This is a genomic window from Paenibacillus sp. FSL R7-0163 (assembly GCF_037969975.1).
Taxonomy (GTDB): domain Bacteria; phylum Bacillota; class Bacilli; order Paenibacillales; family Paenibacillaceae; genus Paenibacillus_AQ; species Paenibacillus_AQ odorifer.
Map to the genome: position 1 here is coordinate 1,639,634 of NZ_CP150224.1, position 21,420 is coordinate 1,661,053.

At 45.5% G+C, this 21,420-nt stretch carries 18 protein-coding genes; 14 read left to right on the plus strand and 4 right to left on the minus strand.

From position 1 onward, the window contains the following. Positions 1-7: 7 nt before the first annotated feature. The 3 genes from parE (at position 8) to NST45_RS07235 (ending at position 5,234) form a co-directional block, all read left to right on the plus strand. A complete protein-coding gene (gene parE / locus NST45_RS07225; protein ID WP_036685709.1) occupies positions 8-1,990 on the plus strand; it encodes a DNA topoisomerase IV subunit B in 1,983 nt (660 codons plus the stop codon). Positions 1,991-2,168: 178 nt separating this feature from the next. Next, positions 2,169-4,610, plus strand: coding sequence for a DNA gyrase subunit A (gene gyrA / locus NST45_RS07230; protein ID WP_036685712.1), 2,442 nt, complete (start codon positions 2,169-2,171; stop codon positions 4,608-4,610). Between the two features lie 192 nt (positions 4,611-4,802). Further along, complete coding sequence (locus NST45_RS07235; RefSeq protein WP_036685713.1) at positions 4,803-5,234, plus strand: MarR family transcriptional regulator; 432 nt, start codon at positions 4,803-4,805, stop codon at positions 5,232-5,234. Positions 5,235-5,867: 633 nt separating this feature from the next. Here NST45_RS07235 and NST45_RS07240 read toward each other — a convergent pair. Together NST45_RS07240 and NST45_RS07245 are read right to left on the minus strand one after the other, a co-directional pair. Continuing rightward, complete coding sequence (locus NST45_RS07240) at positions 5,868-6,614, minus strand: RluA family pseudouridine synthase (RefSeq protein ID WP_036685716.1); 747 nt, start codon at positions 6,612-6,614, stop codon at positions 5,868-5,870. Positions 6,615-6,617: 3 nt separating this feature from the next. Further along, positions 6,618-7,481 (minus strand): class I SAM-dependent methyltransferase, encoded by an 864-nt coding sequence (locus tag NST45_RS07245; RefSeq protein ID WP_036685718.1) that lies wholly within the window; start codon positions 7,479-7,481, stop codon positions 6,618-6,620. A 231-nt stretch (positions 7,482-7,712) separates the two neighbouring features. Between NST45_RS07245 and NST45_RS07250 the strand changes: the two genes are divergently transcribed. From NST45_RS07250 to NST45_RS07265, 4 genes are all read left to right on the plus strand, one after another. Continuing rightward, complete coding sequence (locus NST45_RS07250) at positions 7,713-8,543, plus strand: helix-turn-helix domain-containing protein (protein ID WP_036685720.1); 831 nt, start codon at positions 7,713-7,715, stop codon at positions 8,541-8,543. Positions 8,544-8,628: 85 nt separating this feature from the next. Continuing rightward, positions 8,629-8,994 (plus strand): VOC family protein, encoded by a 366-nt coding sequence (locus NST45_RS07255; protein ID WP_036685723.1) that lies wholly within the window; start codon positions 8,629-8,631, stop codon positions 8,992-8,994. Positions 8,995-9,165: 171 nt separating this feature from the next. Next, the gene (locus tag NST45_RS07260; protein WP_036685726.1) at positions 9,166-9,618 is read left to right on the plus strand and encodes a flavodoxin; all 453 of its coding nucleotides are present in this window, start codon (positions 9,166-9,168) and stop codon (positions 9,616-9,618) included. Position 9,619: 1 nt separating this feature from the next. Beyond that, positions 9,620-10,387 (plus strand): hypothetical protein, encoded by a 768-nt coding sequence (locus tag NST45_RS07265; protein ID WP_051491404.1) that lies wholly within the window; start codon positions 9,620-9,622, stop codon positions 10,385-10,387. Positions 10,388-10,484: 97 nt separating this feature from the next. Here NST45_RS07265 and NST45_RS07270 read toward each other — a convergent pair whose 3' ends face one another. Both NST45_RS07270 and NST45_RS07275 read right to left on the minus strand, forming a co-directional pair. Next, positions 10,485-11,330 carry a GNAT family N-acetyltransferase gene (locus NST45_RS07270; protein WP_339825253.1) on the minus strand — a complete coding sequence of 282 codons (846 nt, stop codon included), beginning with the start codon at positions 11,328-11,330 and terminating at the stop codon, positions 10,485-10,487. Between the two features lie 82 nt (positions 11,331-11,412). Next, complete coding sequence (locus NST45_RS07275; protein ID WP_339825256.1) at positions 11,413-11,706, minus strand: GNAT family N-acetyltransferase; 294 nt, start codon at positions 11,704-11,706, stop codon at positions 11,413-11,415. Positions 11,707-13,740: 2,034 nt separating this feature from the next. On the opposite strand from NST45_RS07275, the gene NST45_RS07280 reads away from it, so the two are divergent. From NST45_RS07280 to NST45_RS07310, 7 genes are all read left to right on the plus strand, one after another. Then, the gene (locus NST45_RS07280) at positions 13,741-14,643 is read left to right on the plus strand and encodes a winged helix-turn-helix domain-containing protein (protein WP_339825259.1); all 903 of its coding nucleotides are present in this window, start codon (positions 13,741-13,743) and stop codon (positions 14,641-14,643) included. A gap of 233 nt (positions 14,644-14,876) precedes the next feature. Further along, positions 14,877-16,625, plus strand: a complete 1,749-nt coding sequence (locus NST45_RS07285; RefSeq protein WP_036685737.1) for an ABC transporter substrate-binding protein — start codon at positions 14,877-14,879, stop codon at positions 16,623-16,625. Positions 16,626-16,689: 64 nt separating this feature from the next. Beyond that, positions 16,690-17,643 (plus strand): ABC transporter permease, encoded by a 954-nt coding sequence (locus NST45_RS07290; protein ID WP_036685739.1) that lies wholly within the window; start codon positions 16,690-16,692, stop codon positions 17,641-17,643. A gap of 16 nt (positions 17,644-17,659) precedes the next feature. Continuing rightward, positions 17,660-18,583, plus strand: coding sequence for an oligopeptide ABC transporter permease (gene opp4C, locus NST45_RS07295; protein WP_036685740.1), 924 nt, complete (start codon positions 17,660-17,662; stop codon positions 18,581-18,583). A gap of 11 nt (positions 18,584-18,594) precedes the next feature. Continuing rightward, on the plus strand, positions 18,595-19,578 hold the full coding sequence (locus tag NST45_RS07300) for an ABC transporter ATP-binding protein (RefSeq protein ID WP_036685742.1): 984 nt from the start codon (positions 18,595-18,597) through the stop codon (positions 19,576-19,578). After that, entirely contained in the window at positions 19,571-20,536 is a 966-nt protein-coding gene (locus tag NST45_RS07305) for an oligopeptide/dipeptide ABC transporter ATP-binding protein (RefSeq protein WP_036685744.1), read from the plus strand. Before NST45_RS07300 ends, NST45_RS07305 begins: the two co-directional genes overlap by 8 nt. 210 nt (positions 20,537-20,746) lie before the next feature. Further along, positions 20,747-21,355 (plus strand): 50S ribosomal protein L25, encoded by a 609-nt coding sequence (locus tag NST45_RS07310; protein WP_051491406.1) that lies wholly within the window; start codon positions 20,747-20,749, stop codon positions 21,353-21,355. The last annotated feature ends 65 nt before the right edge of the window (positions 21,356-21,420 follow it).

The window sequence follows — 21,420 nt, forward strand, 5'->3', positions numbered from 1 at the left end:
AGCATGAATGCTCGAACAGATCGATATGTTTGCTGAAGTTTCTAATAACGGCGAGAATGGCCGTACTGGATACGATGCTGACGACATTCAAGTGCTCGAGGGTCTGGTTGCAGTACGCAAACGACCTGGCATGTATATCGGCAGTACGAGTTCTTCAGGACTACATCATTTAGTATGGGAAATCGTAGATAATGCCGTAGATGAGCATTTAGCCAAGTATTGTACAAAGATTGACATACTGCTTCGCAAGGATGGCTCGGTAACCGTTAGCGATAATGGACGGGGGATCCCGACTGGAATGCATAAGACAGGGGTACCTACACCGCAAGTTGTATTTACAATTTTGCATGCGGGCGGTAAGTTCGGTGGATCGGGTTATAAAAAATCAGGCGGTTTGCATGGCGTAGGGGCTTCTGTCACAAACGCTTTGTCTGAATGGCTCGAAGTAGAAATTTATCGTGAGGGCAAAATCCATCGTCAGCGGTTTGAGTACTGGGTGGACAAGAAGGGCAAAGAGCATGTCGGCGAACCTGTAACTGGTCTTGAAATCTTGGGTAACACCAATAAAACTGGTTCGAAAATTACTTTCAAGCCAGATATTCGTGTCTTCCCAAATGGAATTGCTCTGAATTATGACACGCTGGCAGAGCGGGTTCAGGAGATTGCTTTTCTGAATTCCGGTCTGCGTATTACACTGCAAGATGAGCGGAGCAACCGTCAGGATGAATTCTTTTATGAAGGTGGAGCCAGTCAATTTGTGCAGTTCCTCAACGAAGGTAAGGATGTTCTCCATGATGTTATTCATTTCAGTGCAGAAAAGGATGATATCGAGGTAGAAGTAGCTCTTCAATACAACGGAGGCTACACAGAAACCTTGGCTTCCTTCGTAAACTCCATTCCAACTCGCAGCGGGGGCACACATGAGACCGGCTTTAAAACTGCGTACACTCGTGTATTAAATGAATATGCCCGCCGCACGCAATTGCTTAAAGAAAAGGATAAAAACCTGGAAGGTAATGATCTGCGGGAAGGCATGATGGCTGTCATTAGTGTAAAAATGTCCGAGGTTGAATTTGTTGGACAGACAAAGGATCAGCTTGGCAGTGCTTCCGCCCGTAGTGCAGTAGATTATATTGTTTCTGAAAATATGGCGCGTTTCTTGGAAGAAAATCCACAAGTTGCGCAGAGCCTGCTGAAGAAATCGATTCAAGCGTCGAAAGCCCGGGAAGCGGCACGTAAAGCCCGCGATGAGATCCGCACAGGCAAGAAACGCAGCGAAAGCTCGAATCTTGGCGGTAAGCTGTCTCCTGCACAATCAAAGGACGTTACACGTACGGAGCTGTTCATCGTGGAAGGTGATTCCGCGGGTGGTTCGGCTAAGCAAGGCCGTGACTCTAAGATTCAAGCGATATTGCCGCTAAAAGGTAAACCGATGAATCCGGAGAAGGCTAAGCTGCTGGACATCCTGAAGAACGACGAGTATAAAGCAATTATTTCTACGATAGGCGCTGGAATTGGTCCGGATTTCACTGTCGAAGACAGCAATTATTCCAAAATTATCATTATGACCGATGCCGATACCGATGGAGCGCATATTCAGGTGCTGCTGCTGACATTTTTCTATCGTTATATGAAGCCTTTATTAGATGCAGGTAAGGTCTTTATTGCTCAGCCTCCACTTTATAAGTTGACCCGCAAAACGGGTAAGCTGGAGACCGTAAGGTATGCATGGAGTGATGAAGAGCTGCAAAATTACTTAAAGGAATTCGGCAAAAACTTCGAGCTTCAGCGTTATAAAGGGTTGGGTGAGATGAACCCCGATCAGCTGTGGGAGACAACGATGAATCCAGAGTCGCGTACGCTGCTTCAGGTACAGATTGAGGATGCCGCTAAGGCGGAGCGCCGTGTTTCAACACTTATGGGTGACAAAGTCGATCCACGTAAACGCTGGATTGTTGAAAATGTCGATTTCACCGAAATTGTAGAGTAATGTCAGTGCTGCAAGTGACGATAATCCCGATTTTCTAAGAGTTTGGTGATTTATGGGACCTAGAAGATTTTTGGAACTGTAGGAGCGATAGTGCCCGGAATTCCAAAAATCCCTGAAGTACCCGAGAATCACCACACTATTTTAAAACGGGCAGTTTGAGGAACAGAAGGTGAGCAAAGTGAGTAGTTTATCAGAACAATTTTTGCCGGCATTTCTGGAAGAGGTCGTCGGTGACCGCTTTGGTCGGTATTCCAAATATATTATTCAGGACCGGGCAATCCCCGATGTCCGTGATGGACTTAAACCCGTGCAGCGCCGGATTCTTTACGCGATGTACGACTCCGGCAACACACCTGACAAGCCATACCGCAAGTCAGCCAAAACCGTCGGAGATGTAATGGGTAATTACCATCCACATGGTGACTCCTCTATTTACGATGGTATGGTACGTATGGCACAGCCTTGGAAGATGGGGCATGTGCTAGTTGACGGTCACGGCAACTGGGGCTCCATGGACGATGACCCAGCTGCGGCAATGCGTTATACAGAAGCACGGCTGTCTCCCATTGCAATGGAGATGATGCGTGATATCGAGAAGCGGACCGTCTTGTTTAAAGATAACTTTGACAATACCGCCAAAGAGCCTGTTGTGGTTCCTTCCCGGTATCCGAATCTGCTCGTAAATGGCACGAGTGGGATTTCTGCGGGTTTTGCTACTGAAATTCCGCCACATAATCTGCGTGAAGTAATTGACGCTTGTATCGCAGTGATGCAGAAGCCAAATATTGAGCTGGAGGAAATTATGACCTTTATGAAAGGTCCGGATTTCCCTACAGGCGGCACGATCATGGGCGGAGACGGCATCATGGATGCTTACCGCACAGGTAAAGGGCGTATTTACCTGCGCTCCAAGACAGAGATTGAGAATATGCGGGGCGGCAAGCAGCAAATCGTGATTACGGAAGTTCCATTCCAGATTGTAAAATCACGGCTGGTTACTTCCATGGAGAATATTCGGCTGGAGAAAAAGATCGATGGCATTGCCGAGGTTCGTGATGAGAGCGGCCGTGAGGGATTGCGGATTGTAGTCGAACTCAAAAAAGAGGCTGATGCTCAAGGCGTGTTGGCCTATCTGCTCAAAAAAACCGATCTTCAAATCACCTATAACTTCAATATGGTTGCTATTGTTAACAAAGCGCCTCAGCAGCTTGGTCTAAAAGCCATCCTAGAAGCTTATATCGCGCATCAGCGTGAAGTTGTGACTCATCGCACCCAGTTCGATCTGGAACGCGCTGAAGACCGTGCTCATGTCTTAGAGGGTTTAGTTAAAGCACTAAATATCCTGGATGAGGTTATCGCTGCGATCAAAGCATCGAAAAACCGTCAGGATGCTCAGAACAATCTCGTATGGATGTTCGGCTTCAGTGAACGCCAAGCCGATTCGATCCTTACTTTGCAATTGTATCGTCTGACCAATCTGGAGATCACTTCACTCCAGAAAGAGTTAGATGAAATGATGGCAAAGATTACACATCTGCGCGGCATTTTGGAAAGCGACAAAAAGCTAGTTTCTGTAATCCGTAAGGAACTGCTGGAGATTCGCGACAAATACGGCATTGATCGCCGTTCTCTGATCCAAGGCGAAGTAGAGGAGCTCAAGGTTAGCCTTGAAGCGCTGGTCAACGCGGAGGATGTGCTAGTTGCTCTTTCAGCAGATGGTTATATTAAGCGGACTGGTATGCTTTCCTTCACCCGTTCAGGTGGGGAGCGTCATACCTCAGGCGTCAAAGAAGGTGACCATATCGTCAGGCTGCTGGATGTGAATACCCGTGACAGTCTGCTGGTATTTACCCGCAAGGGGCAATACTTCTTGCTTCCTGTGCACCAGATTCCGGAGTTTAAATGGAAAGAGCCTGGTACAGCGATTGTGAATGTCATTGGATTGTCTAAAGGAGATGGAATCGTTAGTGTGATTCCGGTTAATAATCTAGATGATCCGCAGCAAAGTCTTGTGTTCGTCACCCGTCGGGGTCAGGTGAAGCGTACAGAGCTCAAGGAATACTCTACAAGCCGTTCTGGAGCGGTAGCGGCCTGTAAGGTAGCCGAGGGTGATGAGATCATTACAGTGGCTTCCAGTACGAATGACAAGGACATTGTGCTGGTTACCCGTGAGGGAATGAGTATCCGATTCCATGAGAATGAGGTTAACCCTATGGGTCGCGTTGCATCTGGTGTAAGAGGAATTCAGCTGCGCGAGGGCGACGAGGTGATTTCCTGCTTCTGGGTCAGCGAAGATGAAGGCGAAATCCTTGCTATTTCTGATATTGGTTATGCGAAACGTTCATTACTTGTGGATTATCCATCACAAAGCCGTGGTGGCAAAGGAATGCCAACCTTCGAATTCAAGGAAGGCAAACGAATACGTCCAAATGGCAGCAGGTTAGCAGGGGCTTTCTATTGCAAGGAGCCATTAGAACTGAATGCCGTTACTCGTGAGAATGCCCACCATACGTTCTCCTCTGAATCAGCGCCGCTGGGCGAGCGTCGTTCTACAGGCAAACAGATTGTAGCTGTGGAGAAAAAGGATGAGATCATAAATCTTTTCCCATCAGTTCATTAAAACTAGCGATTAACAAGTGATTTTATAACGGCGTTTAGTCCGCTCTTTTGGAGGGTTGACTAAGCGTCGTTTTTTATTTTTTTATGCTGAAGGTCCGGCAGATTTATTTTTTCTTCTTTTGCAGGAAATGGAAGTTGTTTCGCGAAAATGTAGATATACCGGATAGAACCGCGAGGAAAGGAAGGAATAAGTGTGCATGCTTCTGAATTCAGTAAAATTTGGCATAAGATTTTAAAAGATTATAAATTACATATGGACAGTAATCTTGCTCCAACGCTGACGGATGCCCAACTTACTGTACTTGAACTGCTTCAGGAACGCGACGCGATGAAGCCTTCTGATCTGGCTCCACATTTGGCGACCAGTCCTGCAGCGGTTACGATGTTACTTGATCGGATGGAGAAGCATGAGCTTATTGTGCGGGAAAGAGATGCTTCGGACCGGCGGATTGTATGGGTGAGCATAACGGAGACTGGAAAGGAAGAAACTGCACGTGGTCTAAAGATCCGCAGTGATTTTTTTGCGGAAGCGCTTGATCCGATCTCCTCTCATAACCAACAGTTACTGCTCTACTTAATGGGCAAAATGGTTGTTACAACCACACCGGAGGGCTCAACACCTTGAAGCAAATAGCTTTGCTGTATCACTAGTGCATTTAGAGGATGTAGAAGCATTTAGAGTGTTTTAGAGCAATTAGAGGCACCTAGATGCATTTAGTTGTATTTTGTACAGCTATTATTTGCTAATTACTCGATTGATGAAATTTAACTGTATTTTATACAACTATTTTCTTGATTTACTTCTCTTTTTGCAGTTTCCCTGATTTTTAATTGTAAAAAGTACACTTAAAATCCGATCTACTGCTTTTTTATTCGGAATAAGTGTATAGAATGCAGTTATCTTACTTTTCATTTCAGATTCCATCTAGGATCCACTGCTGAACCACTGCTGAACCACTGCTGAACCACTACTGATCCTCAGCTAAACTGAGCGGGTTACCGTTAGCTAAGTTCAGGCTGGAAGGGATGTTTAATCTCGAAAGGATGTTTAATCTCAAAGGGATATTCAATGCCCGGCTGGAATAATCGGACTAAGCATATCCTGCGGAGCTAGGAAGAACACTTCAGCATGCGTGGACCCTCTTCCCATAGTCTGTTCAAGTAGCAGACGCAGAACCAAAAACGAGGCAGTGATTCTCCACTAACCGGAGAATCACTGCCTCGTTTTTTATCGTTTCAATGCCTAGAAACGGCTGCTTTAGAACAGCCCTTTTTTTAGTGTTTCCCGCGGCCACAGATCCCAAGGATGGGTTTGTGGGGGCAGAGAGATGAGTTCCACTTCTTCTTTAGTAACAGGGTGAGGGAATCCTACAAGTGCTGACCATAACGCAATTTGTTGCCCCGGTCTGTTCACTGAAGCCCCGTACTTCTGATCACCGTATAATGGGCAGCCGATCGAACTTAGCTGCACCCGAATTTGGTGGGAACGGCCTGTAAGTAAATCAATCTTAAGCAGGCTGTATCCTTCTGCACTGTCAAGAACTGTGTAATCCAGAATTGCTTCCTTGCCGCCGGGAGTTCCTTTTCGAACCACAGTGACGGTGTTACTCTTTGCGTCTTTAAGCAGCGTATCTGTAAGACGGCCACGAGTGGCTGGCGGTTTACCATGCACGACTGTTAAATACACCTTATGAAAGCCGTGAGTACGGACACTCTCGGATAGTCTTGAAGCCGCTTTGGAAGTCTTGGCAAAAATCATTGCTCCCCCAACCGGTCGATCCAAACGGTGGACCAGACCGATATAGACGTTGCCGGGTTTGTTGAAACGTTCCTTCACATCTTCTTTCAGCAGGTTCAGCAGGTCAGGATCGCCTGTTGCATCCTCCTGAACAGGAATATTCACGGGTTTTACAATCCCCAGAAGATGGTTGTCTTCGTACAACACTTCAAAGCGTTGTGATCCGCCGCTTACAGCCTCATTGTTGCCGGAACTATGCTGTGTCATGGCTTACGCCTCCCAGCGACCCAGGATACCACATGGCAGATTCATGCCGGAGGAGGTGATCGGAAGACCGATTTCGCCGGAGGTAAGCTTTCCGCCATAACGTTTGCCCATGGTCATGGACAACATGTTGCGCAGTACAGTTGGAGAAATTCCTGTGGTGTAGGAATTAATGAGCATGAACAAAGGGTTGTCGCTCATAATCTCCATACAGCTCTCAAGGAAAGGATACAAGCTTGATTCAAGCTTCCACATTTCTCCACCAGGTCCTCTTCCGTAAGAAGGAGGGTCCATAATAATCGCATCATATTTACTTCCGCGGCGTTGTTCACGTTGTACGAACTTGAATACATCATCCGTGATAAAGCGGACTGGACGTTCTCCAAGACCAGACAGCTGAACGTTTTCTTTCGCCCACTGCACCATACCTTTGGCTGCATCTACGTGAACGACAGACGCACCGGCACTCGCCGCTGCCACAGTAGCTCCACCTGTGTAAGCAAAAAGATTCAGCACTGAGATTGGACGGTTAGCCGCTGCAATCTTGTCCATCATCCAGCTCCAGTTGGCTGCTTGTTCCGGGAATAGTCCTGTATGCTTGAAGTTTGTAGGACGTAAGTGGAATTTTAATTTACCATAGCTAATCTTCCAATCGTCCGGAATGGTTTTTTTCATTTCCCATTGTCCGCCACCAGCGGAGGAACGGTGATAATGTCCGTGCACATCACGCCATTTAGCGGTCTCATTATTTAGAGGCCAAATAATCTGTGGATCAGGACGACGCAAGATAATATCGCCCCAGCGTTCGAGCTTCTCTCCACCGCCTGTATCAATTACTTCATAGTCTTTCCAATCGCTCGCTATATACATGATTTAATCCATCCTTCAAAAAAATTCATTTAGCCTTTATTGTACAACATTTCACCTGATTGCTACAAACAAATTACGCCTCAGCCAGCTTCACCAATTATTTTGTCCAATGCTAATGAGGTGTATAATATTCCCATGCTTATGCGGCTATTCAACTGGTGCTGCAAGACTTGATTGTGTATGATCAGATAGTAGAGTTCTTACCCTATTTACGATCGGAGAACTAAAGCTATGTTCAATCTCTCACCGCTGTATTTCCCTATAACTGCAAAACCCAACCACACTAGTGAGTTTCTGCCCAGCCATGCCTTGCAGCCGTTTATTCGCTGTTTTTGGGGTTCTGTAGATGTGGAGTCTATACAACAACCTGAGACGGAGACAATAATTCCGGATACCTGTATGGATATTATTTGGGATTTGGATAGAGAATCAGGCAATACAAACACTTTTTTCTCCGGTATCAATGACACTCCATTTGAAGTCTCTTCAGACGGAAAGCCAGGGGGGAGTTCAACCTTTGGTATCCGGTTTCATTTCTGGGCGGTTCATTTTTTTGCAGATGATCATCTGCGGAATGTCTTGAATGCACATGTCGATGTAGAACATTATTTTGGCACTTTTAAAAAAGAGCTTGGTCATCTATTGGAGAAAGTAAACTCGATGGACGAAAGGATTGCAGCCGCTGAAGCCTATCTGCTTCGTCGTCTTGAGCGTAGAGGGCGGACTAACAATCGGATGATGAACGCAGTCTATACTATGGTTAAACAAAAAGGGATTGTGACCGCAGAGGATTTGGAGACCAGTTCTAATTTAAGCAGACGACAACTTGAACGGCTTTTTCAAGAATATATAGGTGTATCGCCCAAAAAAACAGCAGATCTCGTGCGGTTTCAGAATGTATGGCGGGAGATGTGTCATTTACCTGGGCAGACAAAGAATATGCAGGATCTTATTTTCGCGTATGGTTACAGTCACCAGTCCCATTTTATCAATAATTTCAAAAAATATGCAGGAAGAACCCCACTTGAAGCCTTGGTCTATGCAGGCCGAAGAATGTCGTAATTTTGCAATACAAAGCGTGTTAACCTTGTTAGACTAAACCCATGTAAGAAATGAGACATATTATGAAAATGAGAGGGGACAAGTTATGATTTCGTCTTTTGAAGGGACTAACATTTACACTAAAGATACTGCGGTGTCAGCTAAATTTTATACGGAGGTACTAGGAATTCCTATGCCTTTCGAAGGCTACGGTAATTTCGACGGGGCAAAGCTTGGTTTTGACAAGAAACAGCCGGGAATTATTATTTGGGATGCTGCAAAGTGGGAAAATCTTACGACAGGTTTTGTTAATTTAGTATTCGGCTGTGATAATCTTGATGAGACATACGAGCAGTTGAAAGCTAAGGGACTGGATTGTCAGCCACCTGTTACGATGGAATATGGCGGTAAAGAAATGAATTTTCGTGATCCTGATGGGAATCACATAACCTTGCTGGAAGGTGCTTATTAAGCTTCTTTTTAAGAAAAATGAGACGGTGCGCAAACTTCAACCGTGTGTAATAACGGGGAGTTTGCGTTTTTTTAACTTTATTTATTGACAATGATAATCATTATCAAATAGAATGAGGTGAAGCGTATATGATTTAAATTTAAGGTGTTAGTAGGGGAGGAACAGGAGTTTATGGCTAAAGTGCTTGTGGCATATGCTAGTTTAACTGGCAACACTGAAGAAATGGCTGAATTGATTGTAGAAGGAATACGCCAAGCAGGCGGTGAGGCTGTTTTGAAGTCGGTCACTGAATGTAATGCGATTGAGATAAAATCATATGAAGGCGTTCTGCTAGGGGCATATACTTGGGGAGACGGAGAGTTGCCGGATGAATCTCTTGATTTCTATGAGGAGATGGATGAACTTGATTTGACTGCCATGAAGTCAGCAGTTTTTGGTAGTGGGGATACAGGCTACGCCATTTATTGTGGGGCAGTGGATGTTATCGAGGAGAAGTTAAAGGAGCGTGGAGCAGTCATTTTGCAAGATAGCCTAAAGATTGAGTATGGCCCTAATGCTGCCGAAAAAGAAGCCTGCCGTCAATTCGGCCGTCAATTTATCGAAGTCTGTATGGCGGTAACCTAAGATGGGTGGGCCAGTGGGAAGTTGGTTTAACAAACCAAGGGATGTACATACCCCTCCGTATAAACGGCTGCACGATTATCGCATGGAGCATATTATGCTGGGCGGGACTGAGAATTTAGCTAGCGGAGCTCCAGCGACGGGTCTCCCACGCTGGCGCCAGCAGGTTCAATATGCTGTGGGGCATACACTTAATGACTTCTATAGTCTGCTGCCGGAAGTGCGAAGAGAGACACCTATACAATTTCTGTTAGAACGCCGGTGGCCTCCTAGGGGAGATGCTTTTCCCTCCCTTTTGCAATATTGGGATATCAAAACGAGTGTAGCTGATGAGCTTATGCGTATCGTTTCAAGCAATCATCTACAGGAGATTCCAGTGATGTTATATGAACAGTGGCATGTCCCAGTTCCAGCGCTGAATTTGGAGTTATCGATGATTACGCAGCTGGCTTGGAACTCTTCAAAAAGTGGCCGAAGCGTGAACATTCAGAAGTTTATGGTTAATGGCAATGAGGATATCATCACTGGATTTATGCATATGGCCAATGTTTTTTGCCATCATGCTTATGGTGAGCCAGCGGAGACCGTGGAAGTTTTCTCACTGCTGGATGGACGTAAATACTGCTTTGCTGGAGAGGCAATCTCGCTTATGGAGTCACTGGATTATGTTCGTTTGTTATCCGTATTTCTTGAGCGTGAAGTGTTAGCTGACGGTTCCTTAAGCTGCAGCGATCGTAGAAATGAGAGAGGCGAAGCGAATTATTTACTATAATAAATATAGACCTCCTTATCTGCAGGTTAGAACACCAGCAAGTAAGGAGGTCTTATTGTTACTGCTTTATTAAAATCTCAAGAGTTAGGTCGGGGGATTAGCCGATAAATCGGTAATAATCCTGTTTATTCTGAATGACAAAGCCGCAGCTCTCATACAGCTTAAGTGCATCGGGATTATCCAGTGCGACCTCCAGATTTACACCATTATAATTTTGGCGCTCTCGTTCGATGGTCTGAAGAAGGGCGCTGCGGCCAATGCCAAGCCCACGTAGCTTTTTGTCGACTGTAAATCCATAGATCCAGGATTCATTATCTTCAGTCCACACTCGCATTTTCCCAACAGGCCTGCCGTCCATCTCGATCATAATATTCTCTTGCATACCTTCCTGTTTGTGCAACTCATACTGCTCGGCAGCATCTTCTGTCTTCATATCAAAACCTCCACAATCCAGTTCGACCAGAATGTGTGCCTCTTCTTCACGAGCTGGCCGTAAGACCACAGTCCCTGTTGCTGAGCTAACATCAGAAGAAACCATGGAATTGCCATCCCATTTCATTTGATATTCAGCGTGATTGAACTGTAGAGGCAAGGTTTGCAGGAAAGCAGTTCCAGATGAAGAAGCGGCGGGTGCATTTAGAAGAAGAGTAGAGACTTTATTGCGTTTGATTATGGTTTGTGCTCGGTTCCACAGAGAGGTGAAGATTCCGCGTCGACGGTAGCCTGGCTGAACCATGCCACAGACCTCCATATCGCTTCCAAAACCATAGAGTCCCAAGAAACCGACCAGTAATTCGTCCTCATAAGTCACAAGCCATTCCGTATCACCTGCGCTTGATGGCTGGCGGAGCATATCCCAATTCAGTTTTAATGAGATTCCTTCATATTGCTCACAGCGTTGTTGCAATTCCTCAATATTCTTAAAAGTGTCGGCAGTCGTCAAACCCGTTTCCCCCTAAAGTGTATTTGAACTATTATAAGTTCGCATAGTTACTAAAAAAGCTTCGCGGAAACGGGAGCAGGTTTTAAGCTCTCCCGCCAGTATTCCCGCTCAGCACGTCTTTGTACTCCGGGTGCTTCTCAAATTGATGCGCAGCATAGGAGCACACGGGTACAATTTTTAAATTCTCATTCCGAGCCTTGTCCACAACAGCACGTACAAGCTCTTGTCCAGTACCTTGCCCGCGCAGTTCTTCGGAGACACGAGTGTGGTCAATGACCAATTCCCCGGTTTCTTTATCCAAACTGTATGTGATTTCGGCAAGGACCTTACCGTCATTAGCAACAAAAAAACGTCCGTTTTCATTTTGAATTTGCATCTTATGGCTTCACTCCTAATTAGTTATTGCCTATATTTTACTACCATGAATTGCAAAAAGCGAGGAGCGAACCAGATTGATTGTTCTTCGGGCTGAATGTTGCTTTCCTTGTTACCCGTGGATCGCTGCGCTGTATTTTTTGTTCATGTGGGCAACTTGGTCAAGCAGAATATAGCAAGTGAGAGTTAACTAACCTCGAGTATTTGTTTTGGTAAGCTGAAAACTGGGAACGCTGGGAACGCTGGGAACGCTGGGAACGCTGGGAACCCCCGGAACCCCCGGAACCCCCGGAACCCCCGGAACCCCGAAATGCCAGAACCCCGTAACCCCGTAACCCCGTAACCCCGTAACCCCGTAACCCCGTAACCCCGTAACCCCGTAACCCCGTAACCCCGTAACCCCGTAACCCCGTAACCCCGTAACCCCGTAACCCCGTAACCACGAACTTCCGAACCCTTGGTTTTCCTATCAGCAGAACCTTTCGGACCCAGCAGACGCTATTTGCACATATTTAGCCGTTTGAGCAAAGTTTCGGACACCAGTGCAGCTATTCCTTATGAATAGGCACGAAATAGGCATTTATAGTGTCAATAGCGCCTATGGAGTCCGATTGCACACAAAAAATGGGATAATACTGCGAATAACGTCAACTGTGTCCGAGAGCGTAGGATACTAATCCTCAGCAGAAGCTTACGGACCAGAGTCCTAATTCCCCACTGATGCTTTCGGACCCAGCAGACGCTATTTGCACATTTTTAGCCTTTTGAGCAAATTTTCGGACCCCAGTGCAGCTATTCCTTTGGAATAGGAGCGAAATAGGCATTTTTAATGCCCATAGAGCCTATGGAGTCCGATCGCACACAAAAAATGGGATAATACTGCGAATAACGTCAACTGTGTCCGATAGCGTAGGATCCTAATTCTCCGCAAAAGCTTACGGACCAGAATCCTAATTCCTCACTGATGCTTTCGGACCCAGCTGACGCTATTTGCACATTTTTAGTCTTTTGAGTAAATTTTCGGACATCATAGCAGCTAATCCTTTGGAATAGGCACGAAATAGGCATTTATAGTGTCAATAGCGCCTATGGAGTCCGATAGCATGCTGAAAAGGGGATAATACTGCGAATAAGGAAAACTGAGTCCGATAGCGTAGGATCCTAATCCTCCGTAGAACCTTTCGGACCAGAGTTCTAATTTCCCACTGATGCTTTCGGACCCAGCTGACGCTATCTGCACATATTTAGCCGTTTGAGCAAAGTTTCGGACACCAGTGCAGCTATTCCTGTGGAATAGGCACGAAATAGGCATTTATAGTGTCAATAGCGCCTATGGAGTCCGATCGCACACAAAAAATGGGATAATACTACGAATAACGTCAACTGTGTCCGATAGCGTAGGATACTAATCCTCAGCAGAAGCTTACTGACCAGAGTCCTAATTCCCCACTGATGCTTTCGGACTCAGCAGACGCTATTTGCACATTTTTAGCCGTTTTAGCAAATTTTCGGACCCCAGTGCAGCTATTCCTTTGGAATAGGAGCGAAATAGGCAGCCTATGGAGTTCGATAGCATGCTGAAAAGGAGATAATACTGCGAATTAGGTCAACTGAGTCCGATAGAGCTGAGTCCTGATCTCCCGCTGAAGCCTGCGGACCCAGCAGACGCTATTAGCACAAGGTCAACTGAGTCCGATAGAGCTGAGTCCTGATCTTCCGCTGAAGCCTGCGGATCGAGCAGACGCTATTAGAATAAGGTCAACTATGTCCGATAGCGCAGAGTCCTGATCTCCCGCTGAAGCCAGCGGATCGAGCAGACGCTATTAGCACAAGCTCAGCTGTGTCCGATAGCGCCCACGCTCGCGGAAATGACAGCTAAACCAGCGTGCAATGCAGAAAATTCGGTGCTGAAACAGCAGCTAATGAATTTTTATGCACTCCCGTTTATAGAGTAGCTTGCGTATTCTCAGGATAATACAATAAGATTAAGAGAATATCTCACTACTGAAAAGAACCACTAGCAGGAGGAATCATTGTGGAATACAAGGTTGAGGTTGAATTTGGATCGATTTATGAATTGTTGAACAGCTTACATACTTATCTCTGCAAAAAATCCTATAAGAAGATTGATTTAGGGGTAGCGTGGGCTAATGAAATTGAAAGCACGCTCAGTGAAGAGCTGTTATCCCGTCTGAAAGAAACCGAACTAAACAATGAGTGGAAAATGTTGAATCTGCTCATTTACTGTTGTCCATTTAAAGATGATGTAGACAGTGTGTTGAACTGGATTGAAGGGTTATCGGTTGGTGAGTTATATGAGACCTTATCAAAGTATGTAAAGGTATTTCCAAGCCATATGGAGGATTACCGTAACCGCGTAGTATTTTTACTTTCCGAGTGGAACCGCCAGTACTTTAGCCAATTCAATCCTGCGATTTTGAGCAAACTGCAGCAGCATGCGGATTCGAAGAACACGGAGCTTAATGAACTGGACACTGCGGATTTCGTGAACAAGACGACCAACGGATTTTACTTCATGCCTACGGATGGGCTTAAGAAGCTCGTACTGATTCCACAGTATCATTTTCAGCCTGCTAATATTATCTATTGCTATGGGGAATTAACGATCTGCCATTATGCGGCGTGGATATCGATGGAGAATGAGGAAATCTCCCCTTTTATGTACAGAGCGATCCGTAGTCTGAGTGAAAAAAGCCGGCTAAAAATCCTCCAAGCCCTTAGTGATGGCCGTAAGACGTTTACCGAAATTGTTAAGCATGCGGGGATCTCGAAGGGGATTGTGCATGATCATATTTTTAATCTTCGTTGTGCAGGTTTGCTTCATGCCTATATTGAAGGAGAGAATGTCACCGGATACAGTCTGCGTCTTGAAGGTATTCATCGGATGAATGAGCAGCTATTCGAGTATTTGAAATAATGATTTTGAAAAAAAATAACCGTCTGAAAGCCAGGGCTTCTCTTATGCAGAGAGGGGTTTTGGCTTTTTTATTTGTTTTAATTATCGCCTAATTCTGTTTATGGAGAATTTATTTGAAGTTCTCTCTTTACAGAACTCGAAAACCTTTCTATAATGAACATCAGATGTTATTCATACTTAACGGGTAGGAATTATAGTTATTATTCTATCAGAGAGAAAAGGGAGATAGGTACATGAGAAAAAATGCGATTGTAATCACTTCATTACTGCTTACGGGGTCACTGTTACTTTCTGCTTGCGCTAACAACAGTAATAACGAATCCTCATCCGCAAACAATGCGGCTGCAGGCTCCAATTCAACCAACGTGGAAGCAACCACTGCACCAGAGATTGTTCCTGCGGGTGCTCTAAGCGAACCTTTTACTGCCACGGATTTATCCAAACTTCCAGCGGTGGCCCAGAAACGTACAGATACCATTATCGTTGGGCTTACGGACCCAAGCGGAGCGTTCACTCCTTATTTTCAACAAAGTGGTTATGATGGCAATGTCTCTTCACTGCTATACGCTTCTCTCGTAACTGTTGATGACAAAGGCGTTCCAACGCCGGAGCTTGCGGAGAGCTGGGATGTTTCGGATGATCAGCTTACATACACGTTCCACTTGAGAAAAGATTTGAAATTCAGCGACGGTTCACCGTTAACAGCGGATGATGTGGCATTTACATGGACGATCCAATACGACAAATCGTATGACGGTAGCTCCCAGCTTCCATCGCTAAATGTTAAAGGCGGCAAAGCCTATAAGGAAGGTACATCCCCTACAGTTGAGGGCATTAAAGTAATTGATCCACAGACGATCTCAGCAACCCTTGAGCAACCAAACGCAACGGCGCTGGTACAGCTCGGCTCGAATGTACTATCGAAAGCTTACTATGGCAAGGACTATAAAATTGGAAATCTTGAATACATTAAAAAGCTGCATGAGAAGCCACTTGGCGATGGACCTTACAAGCTGGAAAAATTTATTCCAGGTCAAGAAGTGCGTTTTGTAGCGAATGAGAATTATTTCAAAGGTAAACCAAAGACGGAGCATTTCATCTACAAAACTACGGAAGGCGACGTATGGCAGTTCGTAGAAACTGGTGAAGTGGACTACGCTTCCTTTAGTGCGACAGACGAGAATATCGAGAAGCTGAAAGCACTTGGTTTTGTGAATATTATTCCATACACTCCAAGTACCTATGGTTACTTGCAAGTTAACCTCAAGCATGAGCAGCTCAAGGATAAGCTTGTACGTCAAGCTATTGTGTACGGTTTGGATCGTCAGAGTATTTATGTGGATGCAGCACAAGGTGCAGGTTCTATTGCCAACATCCCGGCATCGCCGATTTCCTGGTCTTACACTGAGGAAGGTATTAATCCTTACAAATATGATCCGGAAAAAGCAAAACAATTGCTCGATGAAGCTGGCTGGACGGTAGGCGCGGGGGGGATCCGTGAAAAAGATGGCAAACCGCTGAGCATCCATTACCTCGGTTCGAAGAGCAAAAACACAGATATTTTCATCGCTGTAGCTAAAGAGAATTTTGAAGCGCTGGGTATCGAATTCCAGCCTGAGGTTTTCGCAGACTTTAACTCACTGGTATCGAAAGTAGAAGGTGGGGACTATGATCTCGTATCCTTCTCCACAAGCATGTTGACTGATCCGTCTGACGGGTTCATGCAATTCTTCGATGGAGAAATCACGGATTATGACAATCCGAAATTCCTAGAGCTGTACAACAAAGCCTTGGCCACTACTGATATTGAGGCACGCAAAGCGGTATATAAAGAGCTGTATCAGCTTTTCAATGATGAACTGCCTATTATTTTTACAAGTTATAAAAAGACAGTATACGCCTATAACGGACGTATTGAGAATCTCTCGGTCAGCCCGTTCATCGGTCTTGCTGGCAGTCTGCCAACTTGGAGCCTGAAATAAATAAACCAGTGTCCCCTGCCCTGACTGGATTCAAGGGCAGGGGACGAATCATAAGGAGTCTGTCATGAGCGCTTATTTATCGAAAAGACTGTTGTACATGGTCATCATCTTATTTGCGGCATCATTATTGATCTTCTGTCTGTATGCTTCAACTCCCGGTGATTTCATAACCGGAAATATTAAATTGACCGCTGAACGCAAAGCTGAGCTTCGTGAAATCTACGGCTTAAACAAGCCTGTGCTTGAACGGTATGGGATCTGGATGAAGAATGCGCTGCATGGTGATTTCGGGTATTCCTTAGCTCAACAAAAGCCTGTGCTGCAGCTTTTTAATGATTATATTTGGAATTCCTTTTTGCTGGCTGCCGTATCTACGTTTCTAACGTGGGTGATTGCGGTCATTATTGGCGTCATCTCTGCCTATAAGCAATATTCCTGGTTCGATACACTAGTGATGATCGCTATATTTGCAGCAATGTCGCTGCCGTCATTTTTTATAGGCTTATTCCTGATCAAAATCCTGGCCGTCGATCTCAAGTGGCTGCCTCCAGGTGGAATAATCACCACGGGTAGTAATGCTACGGGTTTGGCTTACTTTAAGGAGATCGTAATGCATATGACCCTTCCGGTTGTAGTTATGACCCTTCTGGGATTAGGTTCGCTCACCCGTTATTTCCGCAGCAATATGATTGATGTCTTAAAACAGGATTATATCCGTACGGCACGCGCCAAAGGCCTAAAAGAACGCAAGGTGCTCTTTACACACGCCTTACGTAATGCCTTGCTGCCCGCAATTACACTGGTTGGTTTTGAGCTTCCAGCACTATTTGGCGGATCACTTATTATTGAGAAAATATTCAATTGGCCTGGGATTGGCCAACTGTATATGCAGTCCTTCGGACTAAGGGATTATCCTTTGCTGATGGGCTTTACGATGTTTATTGCCATACTTACCGTCATAGGAACGTTGCTTTCGGATGTTTTGTACCGGATTGCCGATCCTAGAGTTCGGCTATAGAGAGGAGGAAGCTGACGTGGCAGTTCAAAGTAATGTAGCTGGGATCGCGAAGCCGCAGACCACCAAAGGAAAATCCTCTTTATTCCGGCAATCCATGCGGAGGTTGCTGAAGAACAAGCTGGCGGTATCCGGATTTGTGGTGGTGATCTTTATGTTTGCGCTTTGTTTTATTGGTCCGCTGTTCTCACCTTATACGGATAACAAAATTAATATGGCTATGATGAACAAGGCACCCAATATGAAGCATTGGCTGGGCACTGATGCATTGGGCAGAGATATTCTGACCCGGGTAATGCAGGCGGGGCGCATTTCACTGACCGTAGGACTAGCATCAATGGTTCTTTCGGTGTTTATCGGTGCTCTTTTGGGGGCTATTGCTGGGTATTACCGCGGTATTGCCGATCAAATCATTATGCGGATTGCGGATCTTTTATTGACGGTCCCGAGTCTGCCACTGCTCTTTATTTTTGGTGCGTTATTATCGGAGTGGAAGATTCCAACGGATTATCGGATGTATATCGTTATGCTGATGCTTAGTATTGTTAGCTGGCCGGGTATGGCACGTATGGTACGGGGGCAAATGCTTAGCCTGCGTGAACGTGAGTTTATGCAGGCGGCGGTAGTATTAGGCCTCCGTGATCGGCGTAAATTATTTAATCATTTGCTGCCGAATATCGTTCCGTTGCTGATCGTTATGGCTACCCTTAACATCGGTGGCGCTATATTGAGTGAATCGGTTCTTAGCTTTTTTGGGCTAGGTGTTATGCCGCCAACTCCAACCTGGGGCAATATGATTGATGCTGCGAATAATATGATCGACTTTCAGGATCGGCCGTGGCTGTGGATTCCACCAGGGTTATCGATTTTTGCGACAGTGATCGCGATCAATATCTTTGGAGACGGACTCCGGGACGTGCTTGATCCTAAACAGAAGAGGTAGGTGACCCTCAGATGAGTGATTTAATGAATATAGACGGTCTAAGTACATACTTCTTCACGGAAGAAGGAAAAGTGAAAGCCGTTGATGATGTAAGCTTCCGTGTTCGCGAGGGAGAGACGGTATGTATCGTTGGAGAATCAGGCTGCGGCAAAAGCGTGACTGCGATGTCCATCATGGGACTTGTCGAGGAACCAGGGGGCAAGGTAGCCCAAGGGAAAATTGATTTTCAGGGTGAGGATTTGTTGAAAATGGACAAAAACACACTGCGGACCATCCGCGGGAATGAGATCGCGATGATCTTTCAGGAGCCCATGTCCTCCCTTAATCCTGTAATCAAGATCGGTGAGCAAATCATGGAGCCGCTGATTGTACATCTGAAGATGAACAAGAAACAGGCGCGTATCCGGGCGATTGAACTGATTAAGCAGGTAGGCATATCACGACCAGAGCAAATTGCTGATAGTTACCCGCATGAATTAAGTGGAGGTATGCTGCAGCGGATCATGATTGCTATTGCCATTGCCTGCAGTCCAAAACTTTTGATTGCTGATGAACCGACTACGGCGCTGGATGTAACGATTCAAGCGCAAATTCTGGATATGCTGCGTGAAATTAAAGATAGCTCGGGCATGTCCATTCTACTAATCACCCATGATCTTGGCGTAGTGGCAGAGATGGCCGATTATGTGATTGTTATGTATTCCGGAAAGATTGTGGAGGAGGGGGAGGTTGTTGAATTGTTCAACAACCCCAAACATCCCTATACAAAAGGGCTGCTCAAATCGAAGCCGGTAATCAATCAGCGACAGGATGAGCTGTATTCCATACCAGGTCAAGTGCCAAATCCGCTTGAGCTGGTGCCCTCTTGTTATTTTCATGACCGCTGTGAGCATTGCATGCCTGTATGTGTCAGCCAGCAGCCCCGGCTTAAAGAGGTAGCTAGCAGACAAAAGGTAGCTTGCTGGTTGTATGAGGAGGCGGTTGTTCATGCCTGAGGCACTGCTTGAGGTCAATCATTTAAAGAAATATTTCCCTGTTACTAAGGGGCTGCTTAATCGAACCGTTGGGCATGTGAAGGCTGTTGATGATATTAGCATCACACTTCAACCTGGGGAGACGTTTGGGCTTGTAGGGGAATCTGGGAGCGGCAAAAGTACAGTCGGACGGACGATTTTACGGCTAACGGATAAAACGGCAGGTGAGATCAAATTCAAAGGGATAGACATTCACTCCCTGTCTCCCGCTGAATTGCGCAATATTAGACCCCAAATGCAGTTGATCTTCCAAGATCCTTATAGCTCTCTTAACCCACGGGTTCGTATAGGTGATGCCATTGGTGAAGCTTTACTAGATCATGGTTTATGCTCAAGGTCCGAGGTGCGAGATCTGGTGCTTGAAGCGCTAGCGGCTTGCGGTTTATCTTCTTATCATATTGATCGCTTTCCGCATGAATTCTCCGGGGGGCAGCGGCAGCGGATCGGGATCGCCCGTGCGCTTGTTTTGAATCCTGAGCTGATTATTGCAGACGAACCAGTTTCAGCACTGGATGTTTCCATCCAAGCACAGATTATTAATTTATTCAGTAAGCTCCAGCAGAGTCGAGGGTTAACGTATTTGTTCATCTCCCATGACCTGAGTGTTGTGGAGCATTTGTGTTCAAGAATCGGTGTCATGTACCTGGGCTCTATGATGGAGACGGCATCAAGAGATGAACTGTTTAAGAATCCGCTCCACCCGTATACCAAAGCGCTGCTGTCGGCTGTTCCGATTCCTATTCCAAAGCTGAAAAGGGAAAGGATTGTACTTAAGGGAGATATTCCGAGTCCGGTAAACCCGCCTTCTGGCTGTAAATTCCATACCCGTTGTCCCTTTGCGCAAGAGGTTTGCAGATCTGAAATCCCGGTATTTCGTGATGTTGGCAGTAACCATTTTGTAGCTTGTCATTTAGTTTGATAGTTGTCACAAATATAGCAATGATTTACTCCTAAGACATGAATAATTAATGTTGAATTGTATAATAATACAATTTGACCTTATTTTTACCTAGGCTCAAAAGTCTTGAGAGGTTTCAAAGCCAGGTCAATGGGGTAATTAGAGAGTGGTTAGGTTAGGCGTACATATCTAATCGGTCTAGTATAAAATCCCTACTTAGGAGGAATCATCGTGAATACAACAGTACGTTTGACAGAAAGATCCGGCTCGACTTCTTCACAGCGCAGAAAAGGCTTTGTACCGGTAGTCGTGTACGGTGCAGGTTCAGATAGCCAGTCCTTTACAGCGGATGCTAAGACAATTTCAGGTATTTTAGCCAGCAACCCACGGGCTGTTCTTACTTTGGAATTGCCAGACTCGGGCAAAAAGAACGTGGTTATTCAAGAAATCCAACGTCAGCCAATCTCTAAACAACTGCTGCACATTGATTTTCAGCAGATTGATATGAAGGCCAAATTGGATACAAAAGTAGCGTTCCACTTTACAGGTGAACCAGTAGGTGTGAAGAGCGGCGGCGTGCAACAAATTGAATTGCATGAGCTGGATATTCGCACACTTCCAGATAAAATAGCTGCATCCTTTGAAGTGGATATCAGTGGACTAGATATTGGTGATCAATTGCTGGTATCTGATTTGCCGAAGCATGAAGGCTGGGAAGTATTAACGCCTGAGGACACTTTGATTGTCCGTATTTCACCTCCAGCAGCGCAAGAGCCAACAGAAGAAGATACTGCTGAACCCGCTGCAGCTGAAACTGCTGGCGAAGATAAAGCAGAATAGTATAGAGATAAATAGTAAAGAGCAGATAGAATCCTTATAAAGGAGCTGTCTGCTCTTTTTGTTTT

Excerpts from the sequence above, each read along its gene's own strand:
- parE (WP_036685709.1), top strand. The coding sequence starts at position 8 with ATGCTCGAACAGATCGATATGTTTGCTGAAGTTTCTAATAACGGCGAG.
- NST45_RS07240 (WP_036685716.1), bottom strand. The coding sequence starts at position 6,614 with ATGACACAGCATAGTTCCGGCAACAATGAGGCTGTAAGCGGCGGATCA.
- NST45_RS07245 (WP_036685718.1), bottom strand. The coding sequence starts at position 7,481 with ATGTATATAGCGAGCGATTGGAAAGACTATGAAGTAATTGATACAGGC.
- NST45_RS07250 (WP_036685720.1), top strand. The coding sequence starts at position 7,713 with ATGTTCAATCTCTCACCGCTGTATTTCCCTATAACTGCAAAACCCAAC.
- NST45_RS07255 (WP_036685723.1), top strand. The coding sequence starts at position 8,629 with ATGATTTCGTCTTTTGAAGGGACTAACATTTACACTAAAGATACTGCG.
- NST45_RS07260 (WP_036685726.1), top strand. The coding sequence starts at position 9,166 with ATGGCTAAAGTGCTTGTGGCATATGCTAGTTTAACTGGCAACACTGAA.
- NST45_RS07265 (WP_051491404.1), top strand. The coding sequence starts at position 9,620 with ATGGGTGGGCCAGTGGGAAGTTGGTTTAACAAACCAAGGGATGTACAT.
- NST45_RS07275 (WP_339825256.1), bottom strand. The coding sequence starts at position 11,706 with ATGCAAATTCAAAATGAAAACGGACGTTTTTTTGTTGCTAATGACGGT.
- NST45_RS07285 (WP_036685737.1), top strand. The coding sequence starts at position 14,877 with ATGAGAAAAAATGCGATTGTAATCACTTCATTACTGCTTACGGGGTCA.
- NST45_RS07290 (WP_036685739.1), top strand. The coding sequence starts at position 16,690 with ATGAGCGCTTATTTATCGAAAAGACTGTTGTACATGGTCATCATCTTA.
- NST45_RS07300 (WP_036685742.1), top strand. The coding sequence starts at position 18,595 with ATGAGTGATTTAATGAATATAGACGGTCTAAGTACATACTTCTTCACG.
- NST45_RS07305 (WP_036685744.1), top strand. The coding sequence starts at position 19,571 with ATGCCTGAGGCACTGCTTGAGGTCAATCATTTAAAGAAATATTTCCCT.